This is a genomic window from Streptomyces vietnamensis (assembly GCF_000830005.1).
Lineage (GTDB): Bacteria > Actinomycetota > Actinomycetes > Streptomycetales > Streptomycetaceae > Streptomyces > Streptomyces vietnamensis.
The window spans coordinates 8,235,627-8,250,671 of the sequence record NZ_CP010407.1; the positions used below are offsets into that span (position 1 = coordinate 8,235,627).

General features: G+C 73.2%; 14 protein-coding genes. 7 read left to right on the forward strand and 7 right to left on the reverse strand.

The window, feature by feature from the left end; translation table 11 throughout:
* Window position 1 precedes the first annotated feature (1 nt).
* The 7 genes from SVTN_RS36665 (at window position 2) to SVTN_RS36695 (ending at window position 9,355) form a co-directional block, all read left to right on the forward strand.
* Window positions 2-2,071, forward strand: a complete 2,070-nt coding sequence (locus tag SVTN_RS36665; RefSeq protein ID WP_041132932.1) for an acetate--CoA ligase family protein — start codon at window positions 2-4, stop codon at window positions 2,069-2,071.
* A 128-nt stretch (window positions 2,072-2,199) separates the two neighbouring features.
* Window positions 2,200-3,369, forward strand: a complete 1,170-nt coding sequence (locus tag SVTN_RS36670) for an acyl-CoA dehydrogenase family protein (RefSeq protein WP_041132933.1) — start codon at window positions 2,200-2,202, stop codon at window positions 3,367-3,369.
* 60 nt (window positions 3,370-3,429) lie between these two features.
* Entirely contained in the window at window positions 3,430-4,602 is a 1,173-nt protein-coding gene (locus tag SVTN_RS36675) for an acyl-CoA dehydrogenase family protein (protein ID WP_041132934.1), read from the forward strand.
* Window positions 4,599-5,489 (forward strand): 3-hydroxybutyryl-CoA dehydrogenase, encoded by an 891-nt coding sequence (locus SVTN_RS36680; protein ID WP_041132935.1) that lies wholly within the window; start codon window positions 4,599-4,601, stop codon window positions 5,487-5,489. Before SVTN_RS36675 ends, SVTN_RS36680 begins: the two co-directional genes overlap by 4 nt.
* A gap of 114 nt (window positions 5,490-5,603) precedes the next feature.
* Window positions 5,604-6,215: a TetR/AcrR family transcriptional regulator gene (locus tag SVTN_RS36685; RefSeq protein WP_041132936.1), complete on the forward strand. Its 612-nt coding sequence runs from the start codon at window positions 5,604-5,606 to the stop codon at window positions 6,213-6,215.
* 407 nt (window positions 6,216-6,622) lie between these two features.
* Entirely contained in the window at window positions 6,623-7,807 is a 1,185-nt protein-coding gene (locus tag SVTN_RS36690) for a zinc-dependent alcohol dehydrogenase (RefSeq protein WP_041132937.1), read from the forward strand.
* Between the two features lie 78 nt (window positions 7,808-7,885).
* Window positions 7,886-9,355: an aminotransferase class I/II-fold pyridoxal phosphate-dependent enzyme gene (locus SVTN_RS36695; RefSeq protein ID WP_041132938.1), complete on the forward strand. Its 1,470-nt coding sequence runs from the start codon at window positions 7,886-7,888 to the stop codon at window positions 9,353-9,355.
* An 85-nt stretch (window positions 9,356-9,440) separates the two neighbouring features.
* On the opposite strand, the gene SVTN_RS36700 is transcribed toward SVTN_RS36695, so the two are convergent.
* The 7 genes from SVTN_RS36700 to SVTN_RS46280 all read right to left on the reverse strand — a co-directional run bounded on the left by SVTN_RS36700 (window position 9,441) and on the right by SVTN_RS46280 (window position 15,012).
* Window positions 9,441-11,036, reverse strand: coding sequence for a phytoene desaturase family protein (locus tag SVTN_RS36700; RefSeq protein ID WP_041132939.1), 1,596 nt, complete (start codon window positions 11,034-11,036; stop codon window positions 9,441-9,443).
* Complete coding sequence (locus SVTN_RS36705) at window positions 11,023-11,478, reverse strand: SRPBCC family protein (protein ID WP_041132940.1); 456 nt, start codon at window positions 11,476-11,478, stop codon at window positions 11,023-11,025. Before SVTN_RS36705 ends, SVTN_RS36700 begins: the two co-directional genes overlap by 14 nt.
* A 2-nt stretch (window positions 11,479-11,480) precedes the next feature.
* Window positions 11,481-12,503, reverse strand: coding sequence for an SDR family NAD(P)-dependent oxidoreductase (locus SVTN_RS36710; protein ID WP_159026558.1), 1,023 nt, complete (start codon window positions 12,501-12,503; stop codon window positions 11,481-11,483).
* Window positions 12,504-12,688: 185 nt separating this feature from the next.
* Window positions 12,689-12,982 (reverse strand): DUF6480 family protein, encoded by a 294-nt coding sequence (locus SVTN_RS36715; RefSeq protein ID WP_425429035.1) that lies wholly within the window; start codon window positions 12,980-12,982, stop codon window positions 12,689-12,691.
* A gap of 32 nt (window positions 12,983-13,014) precedes the next feature.
* Entirely contained in the window at window positions 13,015-13,908 is an 894-nt protein-coding gene (locus SVTN_RS36720; protein WP_041132942.1) for an SDR family oxidoreductase, read from the reverse strand.
* 37 nt (window positions 13,909-13,945) lie between these two features.
* Window positions 13,946-14,575: a flavodoxin family protein gene (locus SVTN_RS36725; protein WP_041132943.1), complete on the reverse strand. Its 630-nt coding sequence runs from the start codon at window positions 14,573-14,575 to the stop codon at window positions 13,946-13,948.
* 314 nt (window positions 14,576-14,889) lie between these two features.
* Window positions 14,890-15,012, reverse strand: coding sequence for a hypothetical protein (locus SVTN_RS46280; RefSeq protein WP_281192637.1), 123 nt, complete (start codon window positions 15,010-15,012; stop codon window positions 14,890-14,892).
* Between the last annotated feature and the right edge of the window lie 33 nt (window positions 15,013-15,045).

Below are 15,045 nucleotides of genomic sequence, written 5' to 3' on the forward strand. Positions count from 1 at the left end.
GATGACGCGCGATCTGACCTCGCTCTTCGACCCCGGATCCGTCGCCGTGGTCGGCGCCAGCGACGACCCGGCGAAGTACGGCCACGCGGTGGCCGCCCAGGCCCTCCGCGCGCCCGACCGGCGGCCCGTCCACCTGGTGAACCGGCGCGGCGGCACCGTACTCGGCCGGACGGCGGCCACCTCCCTCGGCGAGATCGGCGAGCCGGTCGACCTGGTGGTGATCTCCGTGCCCGGCACCGGCTTCGAGGCGGCCGTCGACGACGCCCTCGCCTGCGGGGCGAAGGCGATCGTCGCCATCACCGCCGGCTTCGCCGAGGCCGGCCCCGCCGGTCTCGCCCGCCAGCGGGCCGTCGCCGAGCGGGTCCGGGCCGCCGGAGCCGTGCTCGTCGGCCCCAACTGCCTGGGCGTCGCGGACAACACCACCGAGCTGTACCTGGCCTCGGACCGGTTCGCGCCCGGCCGTGTCGCCCTGCTCAGCCAGAGCGGCAACCTGGCCCTCGAACTCCAGCTGCGCGGCGCCCCGCACGGCCTCGGCTTCTCCCGTTTCGTCTCGCTCGGCAACCAGGCCGACGTCACCCTCGTCGACCTCGTCGAGGACTGCGCCCGCCACGAGCCCACCTCCGTGATCGCCGTGTACGCCGAGGACTTCGGCGACGGCCGGGCCTTCGCCCGCGCCGCCGCCGGGGCCGGCAAGCCCGTGGTCCTCCTCACCGCCGGCCGCGGCACCGCCTCGGCCCGCAGCGCCCGGTCGCACACGGGGGCGCTGACCACCTCGGCCGACGTGGTGGCCGCGGCCTGCCGCGACGCGGGTGTCGAACTCGTCCGCACCCCTCGGGAGATGACCGTGGTGCTCGCGGCCCTCGCCGGCGGCCGGCGCACGGCCGGTAGACGTACGGCCGTCCTCACGGACGGCGGCGGCCACGGCGCGGTCGCCGCCGACGCCGCCGAGGACGCCGGGCTCGACGTGCCCGAGCTCGGCGCCCCGGCCCAGGACCGGCTGCGGAGCGTGCTGTGGGAGCAGTCCGCCGTCCGCAACCCGGTCGACCTCGCCGGCATGGGGGAGCAGCGCCCCCTCTCGTACGCCGACACCGTCCGCGAACTCCTTGCCGCCGACGAGGTCGACGCCGTCCTGATGACGGGCTACTTCGGCGGGTACGCCGCCTCCGAAGGCGGCCTGGGCGGCGGGCCGGCCGGCGGCTCGGTCCTCGCCGAGGGCGAGCAACGGGCCGCGAAGGAGATCGCCGGACACCTCGCCGCCACACCGAAGCCGCTGGTCGTGCAGTCCATGTACCCGGAGTCGCCCAGCTGCCGGGCGCTCGCGGAGGCCGGAGTCCCGGTGTTCGCCGCCACCGAGGACGCGGCCCGCGCCCTCGCCGCGCTGACCGGCCGAGTGGCGGGCGCTCCGGCCGGGGTGGCCGCCCCGCCGCCGGTCGCGGCACCCCTGGGGGACCCCTCGTACCACGGTGTGCGGGCGCTGCTCGCCGCGGCCGGAGTGCCCTTCCCGCCGGCCCGGGAGATCACCGACGAGGCCGGTCTGCTCGCCACTGCCGCCTCGTTCGAGGGACCGTACGTCCTCAAGGCCCTCCACGTCCTGCACAAGTCCGACGCCGGCGGGGTGGCGCTGCGGCTCGCCGACCGGGACGCGCTCCTTGCCGCGTACCGGCGGATGCACGCCCGCCTGGGCGCCCCGTCGTACTCGGTCGAGGCCATGGCGGACCTCTCGGACGGTGTCGAACTGATCGTCGGCGTCCAACGCGACCCCCGGTTCGGCCCGGTGGCGATGGTCGGCCTCGGCGGGGTGCTCACCGAGACCCTGCGGGACGTGGCCTTCGCCCTCGCGCCCGTGGCCGCCGGCCGCGCCGAGAAGCTGCTGCGGGGGCTGCGGACCGCCGCCCTGCTCGACGGTGTGCGCGGTCGGCCCGCCGTGGACGTGACGGCGGCCGCCGCTGTCATCGCCCGCATCACCGAGGCCGCCGCGGCCCACCCGGAGATCGCCGAGCTGGAGGTCAACCCGCTGCTCGTACGCCCGGACGGCGCCCTGGCGCTGGACGCGCGAGCCGTCCTCGGCTGAGCCCCGCCGCCCCTGGCCCGCGAGGCCTTTGCCCGCCCCGCCCCGTACCGCGAGGCCCGCCCGCGTACCCCGGCACACGCCCGTACACCTTCCCGCACACCCTTCCGGCCCTGGAGGAGACCCGCACCATGGACTTCCGCTACACCCCCGAGCAGACCGAGCTCAAGGCGCGCGCCGCGGCCTACACCCGGCTCCTGATGCGGTACGAGGAGCAGTCCGAGGAGGCGGGCGGCCCGCTGCCGGCCGACACCGTGCGGGAGCTGACCCGGGCCGCGATCGACGCCGGCGTCTACGCCATCAACATGCCCGCCGAGTGGGGCGGCGCCGGACTCTCCCTCCTTGACCAGGTGATCGTCGAGGAGGAGTTCGGCAAGGTCACCAACTGCCTGTGGGACATTCCCTGGCGGCCCGCCAACGTCCTCGCGTACGGCACCGAGGCACAACGCGAGAAGTACCTGCTGCCGGTGATCCGCGGCGAGCGCTTCGACGCCTTCGCCGTCACCGAGCCCGGGGCCGGATCCGACCCCGGCTCGGGCACGAGCACCGCGACCCGCACGGCGGGCGGCTGGCTCCTGAACGGCGAGAAGTGGTTCGTCACCTGCGGCGACATCGCCGACTTCCTCCTTGTGCAGGCCGATGCCGGGCCGGGCCGCGCGGCGACGCTGTTCCTCGTCGACAAGCAGGCGCCGGGGGTCGAGATGACGCGGGTCCCCCGTTTCATGCACTCCGCGGTGAACGGGCACCCCGAGTTCCGGTTCACCGACGTCTTCGTACCCGACGAGGACGTGCTCGGCGGCGTCGGGAACGGCTACGAGCTGACGAAGGAGTGGTTCACCGACGAGCGGCTGATGATCGCCGCCCGGACCGTCGGCGCCGCCGAGCGGGCCCTGGAACTGGCCCGTGACTGGGCCGTCGAACGCCGCCAGTTCGGCTCCCGCATCGCCGACTTCCAGCTGATCCAGGGCATGCTCGCCGACTCGGCCGTCGACATCGCCGTCAACCGCGCCTACACCCACCAGATCGCCTGGGAGGCCGACCAGCCCCGGACCGACCGCAAGACCCTGCACGCCAAGGCCTCCACGGCGAAGCTCGCGGCGAGCGAGGCCGCCGGCCGGGTGGTCGACCGGTGCCTGCAGATCTTCGGCGGGCGCGGCTACGACCGCTCGTACCCCGTCGAGCGGATGTACCGAGAGCTGCGCGTCGACCGGATCTGGGAGGGCACCTCGGAGATCCAGCGGCTGATCATCGCCAACGAGCTGATCAAGCGCGGCACCGGGGCGCTGGCCCTGCCGCGCTGAGCCCACCGCCCCGCCCCGACACCCCCACGCACATCCACACCCGAGAGGACGAGCACCCCCATGGACTTCCGTCTCACCGCACGCCAGCAGGAGCTCAAGGAATCGGCGCGTGACCTCGCCGACTTCATCACGAAGTACGAGCTCGACTGCGAGGAGAACAACGGTCTGCCGCCCCGGGCCCACGCCGAGATCCGCGACGCTGTCCTCGACAGCGGCCTCCAGGCCGTCAACATGCCGGCCGAGTGGGGCGGTGCCGGACTCACCGTCCCCGAGCAGGTCGTCGTCCAGGAGGAACTGGGCCGACTCACCGGCGCCCTGTGGGACATGGTGTGGCGGCCGGCCAACGCCCTCTCGCACTGCACGCCCGAGCAGCGCGAGCGGTACCTCGTGCCCGTGATCCACGGGCGCCGGCGCGACTGCTACGCGGTCAGCGAGCCCGAGGCCGGCTCCGACCCGCAGAACCTGCGCACCACCGCGACCCGGACCGCCGACGGCTGGGTGCTGAACGGCGAGAAGTGGTTCGTCACCGTGGGCGACCACGCCGACTTCATGATCGTGCTCGCCGCCGCGGGGGAGGAGCGGGCGCCGACGCTGTTCCTCGTGGACAAGGACACCCCGGGCATCGAGATGACCCGGGTGCCCCGCTGGATGCACACCTTCGTCTACGAACACCCCGAGTTCACCTTCACCGACGTGCGCCTGCCCGAGGACGCGGTGCTCGGCGGCGTCGGCAACGGCTACGACCTCACCCGCTCCTGGTTCTCCGAGGAGCGGCTGATGATCGCCGCCCGCACGATCGGGGCGGCGGAGCGGGCCCTGGAGCTCGCCCGTGACTGGGCCGTCGAACGCCGTCAGTTCGGCTCCCGCATCGCCGACTTCCAGCTGATCCAGGGCATGCTCGCCGACTCGGCCGTCGACATCGCCGTCAACCGTGCGTACACCCACCAGGTCGCCTGGGAGGTCGGCGAAGGCCGAACCGACCGCAAGACCCTGCACGCGAAGGCCGCGATCGCCAAGCTCGCGGCGAGCGAGGCGTCCGGCCGGGTGGTCGACCGGTGCCTGCAGATCTTCGGCGGGCGCGGCTACGACCGCTCGTACCCCGTCGAGCGTCTCTACCGAGAACTGCGCGTCGACCGGATCTGGGAGGGCACCTCGGAGATCCAGCGGCTGATCATCGCCAACGAGCTGATCAAGCGCGGGACGGGTGCCCTGCAGCTGCCGGTGACCCCGTGAGCGACCTCGCCCGGGTGGGGATCGTGGGCTGCGGGCTCATGGGCTCCGGCATCGCCGAGGTCTGCGCCCGCGCCGGCCGCGACGTCGTGGTGGTGGAGACCGGACCGGAGGCCGCGGAGGCCGGACTGCGGCGGATCACCCGCTCGCTGGAACGGGCCGCGGCGGCCGGCCGGCTGACCGTGGCCGAACACCGGGCCGCGGCCGGCCGGATCGCGGTGACCACCGACATGACGCGGCTCGCCGACCGCGATCTGGTCGTCGAAGCGGTGGCGGAGGACGAGCGGGCGAAGACCGAGGTCTTCGCCCGGCTCGACGCCGTCGTGGAGCGCCGGGACGCCGTCCTGGCGACCAACACCTCGTCCCTGCCCGTCATCAGGCTGGCGGCCGCGACCTCGCGGCCGTCCCAGGTCGTCGGCCTGCACTTCTTCAACCCGGTGCCGCGGCTGCCGCTGGTGGAACTGGTGCCCTCGCTGCTCACCGGCGAGGACACCGTCCGGCGCGCGGGGGCCTTCGCCACCGAGGTCCTCGGCAAGGAGGTCGTGCACGCCCGGGACCGGGCGGGGTTCGTCGTCAACGCCCTGCTCGTGCCGTACCTGCTGGCAGCGGTACGGATGGCCGAGTCCGGTGCGGCGTCGGCCGAGGACATCGACCGGGCCATGACCTTGGGCTGCGCCCACCCGCTCGGCCCGCTCGCCCTGGCCGACCTGATCGGTCTGGACACGGTGCAGGCCATCGCCCGGTCGATGTACGCGGAGTACCGCGAGCCGCTGTACGCCCCGCCGCCGCTGCTGGCCCGGATGGTGGAAGCGGGGCGGCTCGGCCGGAAGACAGGCCGGGGCTTCCACCCGTACCCGGAGCGCCCGGCGGGGCAGGACGGGAAGGGATGATGGTCCGGGACGGAGACCGAAACCGAAACCGGGACAGGGACAGGAATGGGACCGGAACCGGGACAGGGGCCGATACCGATATCGATGCCGACACCGAAAGCGGGAGTTGCCGACGTGACCAAGGCCGAGCGCGCACTCGAGACACGGGAGCGAATCCTCAAGGCCGCGTGCGAGGTGATCGCGGACATCGGGTTCGAGAACGTCAGCATGCGCAAGGTCGCCGAGCACGCGGGGGTGTCGAAGGCGCTGCTCCACTACCACTTCGACACCCGCGAGAAGCTCTTCGCCGAGGCGATGACGCACTCGTTCGCCCAGACCGGCACGGACCTCGACGGCGGCGACGCCGACGTGCCGGCCGGCGTCCTGCTCGCACGCATCGTGCGCACCATGCTGCCCACGGACGAGGAGCTGCGCCAGGACTGGAAACTGTGGCAGGAACTCTGGGTGCGCGCACAGCGCGACGACGCGGCCCGGCACCTCGCCGTCGACCTGTACGACCAGCTCCACGCCTGGGTCGGCGGCGCGGTGGAACGCGGCGTCGCCTCGGGCGAGTTCGCCCCCTGCGATGTCGCCGCGATCAGCACTCTGATCCTGGCGCTGTGCGACGGCCTGGGCATTCGCGTGATGCTCGCCGACCCACGTGTCGACCTGTCCACGGCCCAGTCGACGATCTGGTCGGCCATCGCCCCGTCACTGGGCATCTCTCCCGCGTTCCCCGAGACCTGACCCGGCGGAGAAGCGGCCGGTTCCGAAGGGACTGCTCGGCCCGGGGCGGCCGCCCGCTCGGAGTCGAGGGGCGCGCGAGAGGCGCCGGAGTCCTCGGCCGAATATGTCGAGCACGGCTGGTTGAAGGGGTCGCCAGGGGGCAGGCGCGCGGATACCAGGCCGCCGGGACCGGCCGCGTGGCCGACCGCAGCTCGGGAGACGCATCGTGACTTCCGCCGTCTGCCCGTGATCGACGGCCCCACCCTCGTGGGTGTCGTCGCCCGGGCCGATGCAGTCCGTGCCCTGCCCGACCCGCAGGGCGGTGAACTCCTCGAAGCCCTCTCAGGCCGACACCCTCCGGCAGGCCTGCGGGCCGGCGGCGGGGCGGCGGGGTGGCGGAACACCCATGCGTGACAAGAGGAGGCGCGATGAAAGCCGTGACCTGGCAGGGCCGCCGCAAGATCGAGGTGGCAACCGTTCCGGATCCGCGGATCACCGATCTCACGGACGCCGTGATCGAGGTGACGACGACCGGGCTGTGCGGGTCCGATCTGCACCTGTACGAGGTGCTCGGGCCGTTCCTGGACCCGGGGGACATCCTGGGACACGAGCCGATGGGGGTCGTCGCGGAGGTGGGGCCCGAGGTCCGGGACCTGAAGCCCGGGGACCGGGTGGTCGTGCCCTTCAACGTGTCCTGCGGCACCTGCTTCATGTGCGCGCAGGGCCTGCATTCGCAGTGCGAGACCACCCAGGTCCACGAGCACGGCACCGGCGCCAGCCTCTTCGGGTACACCAAGCTCTACGGGCAGGTGCCCGGCGGGCAGGCCGAGTACCTCCGCGTCCCCTTCGCCGACACCCTCCCGATCCGGGTCCCCGAGGGCCCGCCGGACGAACGGTTCGTGTACCTGTCGGACGTCCTGCCGACCGCCTGGCAGGCCGTCGAATACGCCGACGTCCCGCCCGGCGGCAGCGTCGCCGTCCTGGGCCTCGGGCCCATCGGCGACATGTGCACCCGCATCGCCGCCCACCGCGGGGCCGGCCAGGTGATCGGCATCGACCTGGTGCCCGAACGGCTCGCCCGCGCCGCCGGCCACGGCGTCCTGATCTACGACCTGTCCCAGTACGGAGACCGGCTCGTCGACGCGGTCCGCGACGCGACCGGCGGCCGCGGCCCGGACGCCGTGATCGACGCCGTCGGCATGGAGGCCCACGGCGGCCGCACCGCCCGGGCCGCGCAGACGGCGACCGGCCTCCTCCCGGACGCCATGGCCTCCGCGCTGATGAAGAAGGTGGGCGTGGACAGCCTGGGCGCCCTGAACCTGGCCATCGAACTCGTACGCCGAGGCGGCACCATCTCCCTCGCCGGCGTCTACGGCGGGGCCGCCGATCCACTGCCGTTGCTCACGATGTTCGACAAGCAGATTCAGCTGCGCATGGGACAGGCCAACGTCCGCCGATGGGTCGACGACCTGCTTCCCCTGCTGACCGACGGCGACCCCCTCGGGGTCGAGGGCTTCGCCACCCACCACCTGCCCCTGGACGACGCCCCACAGGCGTACGAGGACTTCCAGAAGAAGCGCGACAACATGGTGAAGGTCCTCTTCCACCCCTGACGGCCACCGGCCGGACACGGCAGGTCCCGAGGGCGGGGCCGCCGTTTCCGCCCTCCCGGAGCGGGCAGGCGATCGGGTATGGATCAGTCGAGGACGCCCGTACTGGACGCACTGGCCGCCTACCACGAGGCCGGCCAGACGCCGTTCACCCCGCCGGGACACAAACAGGGACGCGGCGCGGACCCGCGGGTCCGCGCCGTGCTCGGAGAGGCCGTCTTCCGCTCGGACGTCCTGGCCACCAGCGGCCTGGACGACCGCACCTCCTCCCAGGGGATCATCGAGGAGGCGCAGGCGCTCATGGCCGAGGCCGTCGGCGCCGACCACGCCTTCTTCTCCACCTGCGGCAGCTCGCTGTCCGTCAAGTCCGCCATGCTCTCGGTCGCCGGCCCGCACGAGGAGCTGGTGGTCGGTCGGGACGCCCACAAATCGGTGGTCTCGGGACTGATCCTGTCGGGCATCCGGCCCGTCTGGGTCGACCCGCAGTGGGACGCCGACCGCCATCTGGCCCACCCTCCGTCCGCGGCGGCCTTCGAGCGCGCGCTGACGGAGCACCCCGACGCGCGCGGTGCGCTGGTCACCACCCCCACCCCCTACGGGACCTGCTCGGACCTCGCCGCCATCGCCGAGGTCTGCCACCGGCACGGCGTCCCCCTCGTCGTCGACGAGGCATGGGGTGCCCACCTGCCCTTCCACCCGGACCTGCCGACCTGGGCGATGGACGCCGGCGCGGACGTGTGCGTCACTTCGGTGCACAAGATGGGCTCCGGGCTCGAACAGAGCTCGGTCTTCCACCTCCAGGGCGACCTCGTCGCCCCCGAAGTGCTGAAAAGCCGTGAGGATCTGCTGGGAACCACCAGCCCCTCCGTCCTCGTCTACGCGGCCCTCGACGGATGGCGGCGCCAGATGGTCGAGCACGGCAAGTCCCTGTACGACGACGCCCTCCTCCTCGCCGACCGGGTCCGCGGCCGCATCTCCCGCATCGACGGCCTCCACGTCCACGACCGCGCCGACTTCTGCGGCCCCGGAAAGGCCTCCGACCTGGACCCCCTCCAGATCATCATCGACATCAGCGCCTGGCAGGTCACCGGCTACCGCGCCGCCGACTGGCTGCGCCGGAACCACCGCGTCAACCTCCACGTCTCCGACCACCGCCGGATCAGCGCCCAGCTCACCCACGCCGACGACGACCGCACCGCCGACATCCTGCTCGCCGCGCTCTCGGACCTCGCCCGCCACGCGCCCCGACTGCGCACCGGACAGCCGGTGTACCTTCCCTCACCCGGCGAACTCCGCCTGGAGCAGGCGGCCCTGCCGCGGGACGCCTTCTTCGGACGCACCGAACAAGTCCCGTGGGAGCGGGCCCGAGGACGCATCGCCGCCGAGATGCTCACCCCGTACCCGCCGGGCATCCCGGCCGCGCTGCCCGGTGAACGTCTCACCACGGACGTCCTGCGCTATCTCCGCACCGGAGTCGAGGCCGGCATGGTCGTACCCGATGCCGTCGACACCAGCATGACGACCGTCAGGGTCCTGTGCGACGAGGGCTGAGCGGCCTGCCTGCGAGCGGGCCGGGGGCGGCCTGGAGCCCGCGGAACAGCCGCTCGCAGGGGAGGGGAAGGCCCATGGAGTGCGCTTACGCGGTCGAGCGGTGGGACCCGCCGCGCGGGACGCGGAGGGCTCGTAGGGCTGCCCGGGCCGCGTTGGCCCCCGGGGCGCCGTGGACACCGCCGCCGGGGTGGGCGGTGGCGGACGCGAGGTAGAGGCCGCGGACGGCTGTGCGGGGGCGGCCGGTGCCGGGCAGAGGGCGGAAGAGGAGCTGCTGGTGGAGCTGGGTGGTGCCCTGGTTCACGGCGCCGCCCACCAGGGCGGGGTTGAGGCGTTCCAGATCGGGCGGGGCGAGGATGCGGCGGGCGGTGATCGTGGAGCGGAAACCCGGGGCCAGGAATTCGATGCCGGCTTCGACCCGGGCGGCGATCGCCTCCTTCTCCCGGGCGCTCCAGGAGCCGCGGATCGCGTCGTCTCCGGCGTCGGAGCGGATGCGCTGGGGCACGTGGGTGTAGCCCCACGCCGACTCGGTGCCGACGGGGGAGCGGGTGGGGTCGGCGGTGGTCATCTGGCCCAGAACGGTGAACGGCACGTCCGGGACCTGTCCCATGGCCAGCTGGGCGGCGAAGCGGGTGAGGGCGTCGAGGCCCTCGGCGATGTGGACGGTCCCGGCGCCGTGCGCTCCCTCGCTGGTCCAGGGGATCGGCCGGGACAGCGCCCAGTCGATCTTGACGGTGGCCAGGTCCCACTGGAAGCGGTGCAGGTCGGCGCGGAGCCGGACCGGCAGGTGGTCTTCGCCGACCAGCCGCTCGTACAGCACGGGAGCGGGGACGTCGGCGAGTACGGCGCGCCGGGCGGGTACCTCCGTGCCGTCGGCGGTGCGGACCGCGACCGCGCGGCCGTCGCGTATGACGACCCGGGTCACCGGGTGCCCGCAGTGGAGCGTCGCCCCGCGTGCCAGCAGTCGGCGTACGAGTGCGTCGGTGAGGCTGCCGGCGCCCCCGACCGGGACGGGGAAGCCGTGGGTCTGTCCGAGCATGCACATCAGCCAGCCGAACCCGCCGCCCAGCGCGGATTCCGGTGCCAGGTCCGCGTGCAGGGCGTTGCCCGCGATCAGGAGCGGGCCGCCCTCGCCGGCGAAGTGCTCCTCGCCGAAGCGGCGGGCGGGCAGGAGCATGTCGCGGAAGAGCCGCAGCCCTTCGGCGATGCCGGTGCGGGCGGCGAGCCGCAGTCCGGACCGCACGGGCGGGAAGGGGGCGAACAGGCAGCCGACGAGATCGTCTCCGTAGCGCTGCCAGAGGCGGTGCAGGTGGTGCCAGGAACGTGCGTCGTCGGCGTGGAAGCGGGCCAGGGAAGCGGCGGTGTCGTCCGGGTGGCTGCCGAGGACCGCGCAGCGTCCGTCCCTCAGCGGGTGTCCGACGACGGCCGGGGCGCGGCTCCACCGCAGCCCGTACCGCTCCAGGGCGAGGCCCCGGATGACGGGGGAGGCGGCGGCCAGCGGGTAGAAGGCGCTGAACAGGTCGTGGACGTAATCGGGATGGACGCCCCGGTCGCTGCGCACCGCACCGCCGGGCCGGTCCTGCGCCTCGAGGACCACGACCTGCCAGCCGGCGTCGGCGAGGAGGTTGGCGGCCACCAGGCCGTTGGGGCCGGCCCCGATGACGACGGCGTCAGGCGTGGGCACGGGCCTCGGCCTTCGCCGCGGACTCGACGACCTCGCTCAGCCGGGCGAGCACGCTCCGGTGGCGCCAGCGCAGCAGGGCGTCCACCACCGCGTTGTGCCAGCCGGCTGCCGGACCCGCCAGAGGATGCTCGTCCATCACGACCAGAGTGTCTTCGCCCCAGGGGTCGATCCGGAAGGCGATCCTGGCGCTGCCGACACCGCTCTTGGCCTCCAGTTCGAGCCGGTGCGGCGGTTCGCAGCGCCGGGAGACGGTGCTGCCGCGGTACGTCCACGGGCCGACTCTGAGGGCGTAGCCCAGCTCGGCGCCCTCGGCGGGCCATCCGCCGCCCTGAGGCCAGGATCGGTGAGCGCCCACGACCCAGCGGCCGTACTGGCGCGGATCGCTCAGGACGGACCAGACCTCCTGGGGCGTGGCGTGCATGAGACGGTGCCACTGTGCCATGACTACGACCTCCTCCGGAACGGAAGACCTCTGGTGCGGAACGATGTGGTGGGCGGGCTGTCCGGCCCGGCACGGAGCACCGAGCGGGCACCGACGGCTCCCACCGCCCCCGTCACGGCGGCCATGGCGGCTCGGCGCCCCCGCGTCCACAGCGAGGCATGCGCCCCACCGCGGACCGCGGCGGTGCCGTCGCACGCCTTGTACAACACGCCGGTGGTGACCGGTGCCGTATCGGCGGCGTCGAGGTAGCCGTGCTCGGTGCGCAAGGCGACGGCCCGTTCCACGAGCCTGGGAGCGACCGTGTGGGCCCACGGCAGCAGCCGGGCTCCCGGTCCCACCCAGACCCGCCGTCGAGGGCGCGCGGCGGTACGGACGACCACGCGCGCCACGCGCTCGGGGGTGGTTGTCGGGGGCAGGGACTTCAGGCGGCGCCGGGAGCGGTTGCCCATGTGGGAGTAGAACGGGGTGTCGACGCCGGCGGGCAGCACGGTGCAGACGGCGATGCCCCGGCCTCCGGTCAGGGCCAGTTCCTGGCGCAGGGTCTCGTCCAGGCTGACGAGGGCGGCCTTGGAGGCGGCGTAGGCGCCCATGTACGGGGCCTGGACGGCACCTCCGAGGACGGAGGAGATGGTGATCAGCACGCCACGGCCCTGGTCCCGCATGTACGGGAGCGCGGCGCGGGCGCCCCTCACGGGGGCCAGTACGTTCACGTCCCATACCCGACCCATGTCGGCGACCGGCACCTGCTCGACAGTGCCGAGAACGCCGATGCCGACCGCGTTCACCCAGACGTCGATGCGACCGAACCGGGCGACGGCCGTCTGCGCGATGTGCACCATGGCCTCCTCGTCCGAGACGTCCGCACAGGCCCACGCGGCTTCTGCCCGGGGATGCGCGCCGGCACACTGCCGTGCCACCTGCTCCAGTGCTCCGGCGCTGCGGGCAGCCAGCACGACCCTCGCACCACGCTTGGCGAAGGCCAGCGCGGTGGCCCGACCGATCCCGCTGGACGCACCTGTCACCACGACCACGGCTCCGGGTGTTCGTACGCGCTGAACCCTCATGCTCCGCGTGTCACCGGTTTCAGCCGTTCCACACAGGGGCCGGCCGTAGCGGTGGGCCCGGTGGACCGGCGGCGGGGAGCAGACCCCTCCTTCGCCGAAGGCAGGCCGGCCCTGCGACACGACGGCGCGGGGAAGGAGGTCTGCGTCTAGAGCGCCAGGACGATGCCGTACACCAGGAAGAACAGCGCCACGAGGACGACCACGCCGATGATGACGGCCAGCGGGCCGCCCGCCCAGCCGCGTTTCAACGGCCTGTGAGGGCCCGTGCCCGTCCCGGTGCCGGATTCTGCCGGTGGTGTCTCACCGGCGGGTACGGCGCCGCCCTCGGTCAAGCCGGTAGTACGGTCCGGGTCTGGGTCTGGATTGTTGGTAGTCATACCCCGCTGCTCCCCCGATCCGGCACCGTCATGCCGTACTCGCGGCCCGGGGGCCCTCGTCATCGGGCTCCGATGCCGCAGGGCCCCCTCCGGGGTCACGGCAGAGGGGTTCCGCCGGTGGCGTTGACGATCTCGCCGGTGATGTAGGAGGCCTGGCCGGAGGCGAGGAAGACGTACGCGGGTGCCATCTCGGCCGGCTGTGCGGGCCGGCCCAGCGGCGACTGCTCGCCGAACTTCGTCGGGTCGGGCATCGTCGCGGGGATCAGCGGGGTCCACACCGGTCCCGGCGCCACGGCGTTGGCCCGGATCCCCCGCTCGGCCAGCATCTGGGCGAGGCCGTGGGTGAAGGAGATGATCGCGGACTTGGTCATGGCGTAGTCGAGCAGGTGCGGGCTGGGTTGGTAGCCCTGCACGGAAGCCGTGTTGATCACGCAGCTCCCGCGCGGCAGGTGGGCCAGCGCGGCCTTGGTGAGCCAGAACATCCCGTACAGGTTGGTCTTCATCACCCGGTCGAACTGCTCGGTGGTGATCGCCTCGATGCCGTCCGGTTGGGCCATCTGGTAGGCGGCGTTGTTGACGAGCAGGTCGATGCCGCCCAGCTCGGCCACCGTCCGGTCGACGAGGGCGGTGCACTCGTCCTCGTGGCGGATGTCGCAGGCGACCGCCACCGCCGTGCGGCCGGCCTGTCGGATCAGGCGGGCGGTCTCTTCGGCCTCGTCGGCTTCTTCGGGCAGGTGGGTGAAGCCGACGTCGGCGCCTTCCCGGGCGAAGGCCAGGCAGACGGCCCGGCCGATCCCGGAGTCCCCTCCGGTGACGAGTGCCTTGCGACCGCGCAGCAGACCGTTGCCGCGGTAGCTGTCCTCGCCGTGGTCGGGGCGGGGATCCATCGCCTCGGTCGAACCGGGGTGGTCCTGGTCCTGCTCGGGGAAGGGCGGACGGGGGTGGAGCCGCACAGGGTCTGTGAGGGGGGCCTGTTCGTCGGAGGGCATCACGGTCTCCTTCCGGCAGGGTGAGGTGGGCCGGTGGTCAGGAAGAGGGCGGGTAGGGGGCCGCCTTGAGCCGGCGCGCCAGGTGCGCGGTGTTCGCGGCCAGGGTCCTGGTCGTCTCGGCGGTCTTCTCGGGGGTCTTGTCGAGGTCCTGGTAGTCGGTGGCCTGCATGGCTTCGCCGACCCAGTAGGTGACGGCGTTCGGGGCGAGGGAGAAGCCGACGTCGTTCAGGCCCTGGAAGAGTTCGGCGCCGACGTGGTGGGCGCCGTCCTCGTTGCCGACGACGCAGACCGCGGCGGCCTTGCCGTAGGTGAGCATGCGGCCTTGGTCGTCGCTCTCGCCGAGTTCGGCGTCGAGGCGCTCCAGGACGCGCTGGGCGAGGCTGGAGGGGTGGCCGAGCCAGATGGGCGTGGACAGGACCAGGATGTCGCAGCCCAGGACGGTGTCGCGGATCCCCGGCCAGGCGTCGCCGTCGCCCATGTCGACCGCGACGCCCGGTTTGACGTCGTGGTCGGCGATCCGGATCACCTTTCCGGTGACGCCGTGCTCGGCGAGGGCGGCCATGGTCTGCTCGGCCAGCAACTGCGAGCTGGACGGCTTCGGCGACGGCGAGAGCGTGCAGACCAGGGCCACAGCGCGCAGCGGTGTGGTTTCTGTGGTGGTGCCCATAGGGTCCGGCTACCCCGGCGGTGATGCCGTACCCGTCCTTCATGGCGGTGGCTGCCGATCATGGGGCGCGTCGTGGCGGCGGAGGCGGTTGCCGGCCCGCGGATCCGGGTTCTGCCGTCCGGCCGTACGTTCGGCGGCTGTCGAACTAGGCGGGCAGCCATGCCATGGGGAGCCACGGAGACCTTGGGCACGGACGCCGCCCCGCGATCGGCCGCCAGGCGAGTGACCGGTCCCGCTGCCGACGGCGTGTGCGCAGCCGCGGAGAGAAGAGCCGTGCGACGGTGCGTGGGCCCTGCCACCCCGCCCGCCAGGAGTCAGCCGGTGCTCGAACGGAACAGCTCAAGGGCCGCACGCAGGTCGCCTTCGTCCTGCCCGCTCATACGGGCCGTTCCTTCCGCTGTCTCGCGGTCGGCGAGCACTGGTTCGAGGATGATCACGCTGACGGACGTGAGGGCGCCGACAGCCGTGTC

Excerpts from the sequence above, each read along its gene's own strand:
- SVTN_RS36665 (WP_041132932.1), top strand. The coding sequence starts at position 2 with ATGACGCGCGATCTGACCTCGCTCTTCGACCCCGGATCCGTCGCCGTG.
- SVTN_RS36670 (WP_041132933.1), top strand. The coding sequence starts at position 2,200 with ATGGACTTCCGCTACACCCCCGAGCAGACCGAGCTCAAGGCGCGCGCC.
- SVTN_RS36675 (WP_041132934.1), top strand. The coding sequence starts at position 3,430 with ATGGACTTCCGTCTCACCGCACGCCAGCAGGAGCTCAAGGAATCGGCG.
- SVTN_RS36690 (WP_041132937.1), top strand. The coding sequence starts at position 6,623 with ATGAAAGCCGTGACCTGGCAGGGCCGCCGCAAGATCGAGGTGGCAACC.
- SVTN_RS36695 (WP_041132938.1), top strand. The coding sequence starts at position 7,886 with ATGGATCAGTCGAGGACGCCCGTACTGGACGCACTGGCCGCCTACCAC.
- SVTN_RS36705 (WP_041132940.1), bottom strand. The coding sequence starts at position 11,478 with ATGGCACAGTGGCACCGTCTCATGCACGCCACGCCCCAGGAGGTCTGG.
- SVTN_RS36715 (WP_425429035.1), bottom strand. The coding sequence starts at position 12,982 with ATGACGAGGGCCCCCGGGCCGCGAGTACGGCATGACGGTGCCGGATCG.
- SVTN_RS36720 (WP_041132942.1), bottom strand. The coding sequence starts at position 13,908 with ATGCCCTCCGACGAACAGGCCCCCCTCACAGACCCTGTGCGGCTCCAC.
- SVTN_RS36725 (WP_041132943.1), bottom strand. The coding sequence starts at position 14,575 with ATGGGCACCACCACAGAAACCACACCGCTGCGCGCTGTGGCCCTGGTC.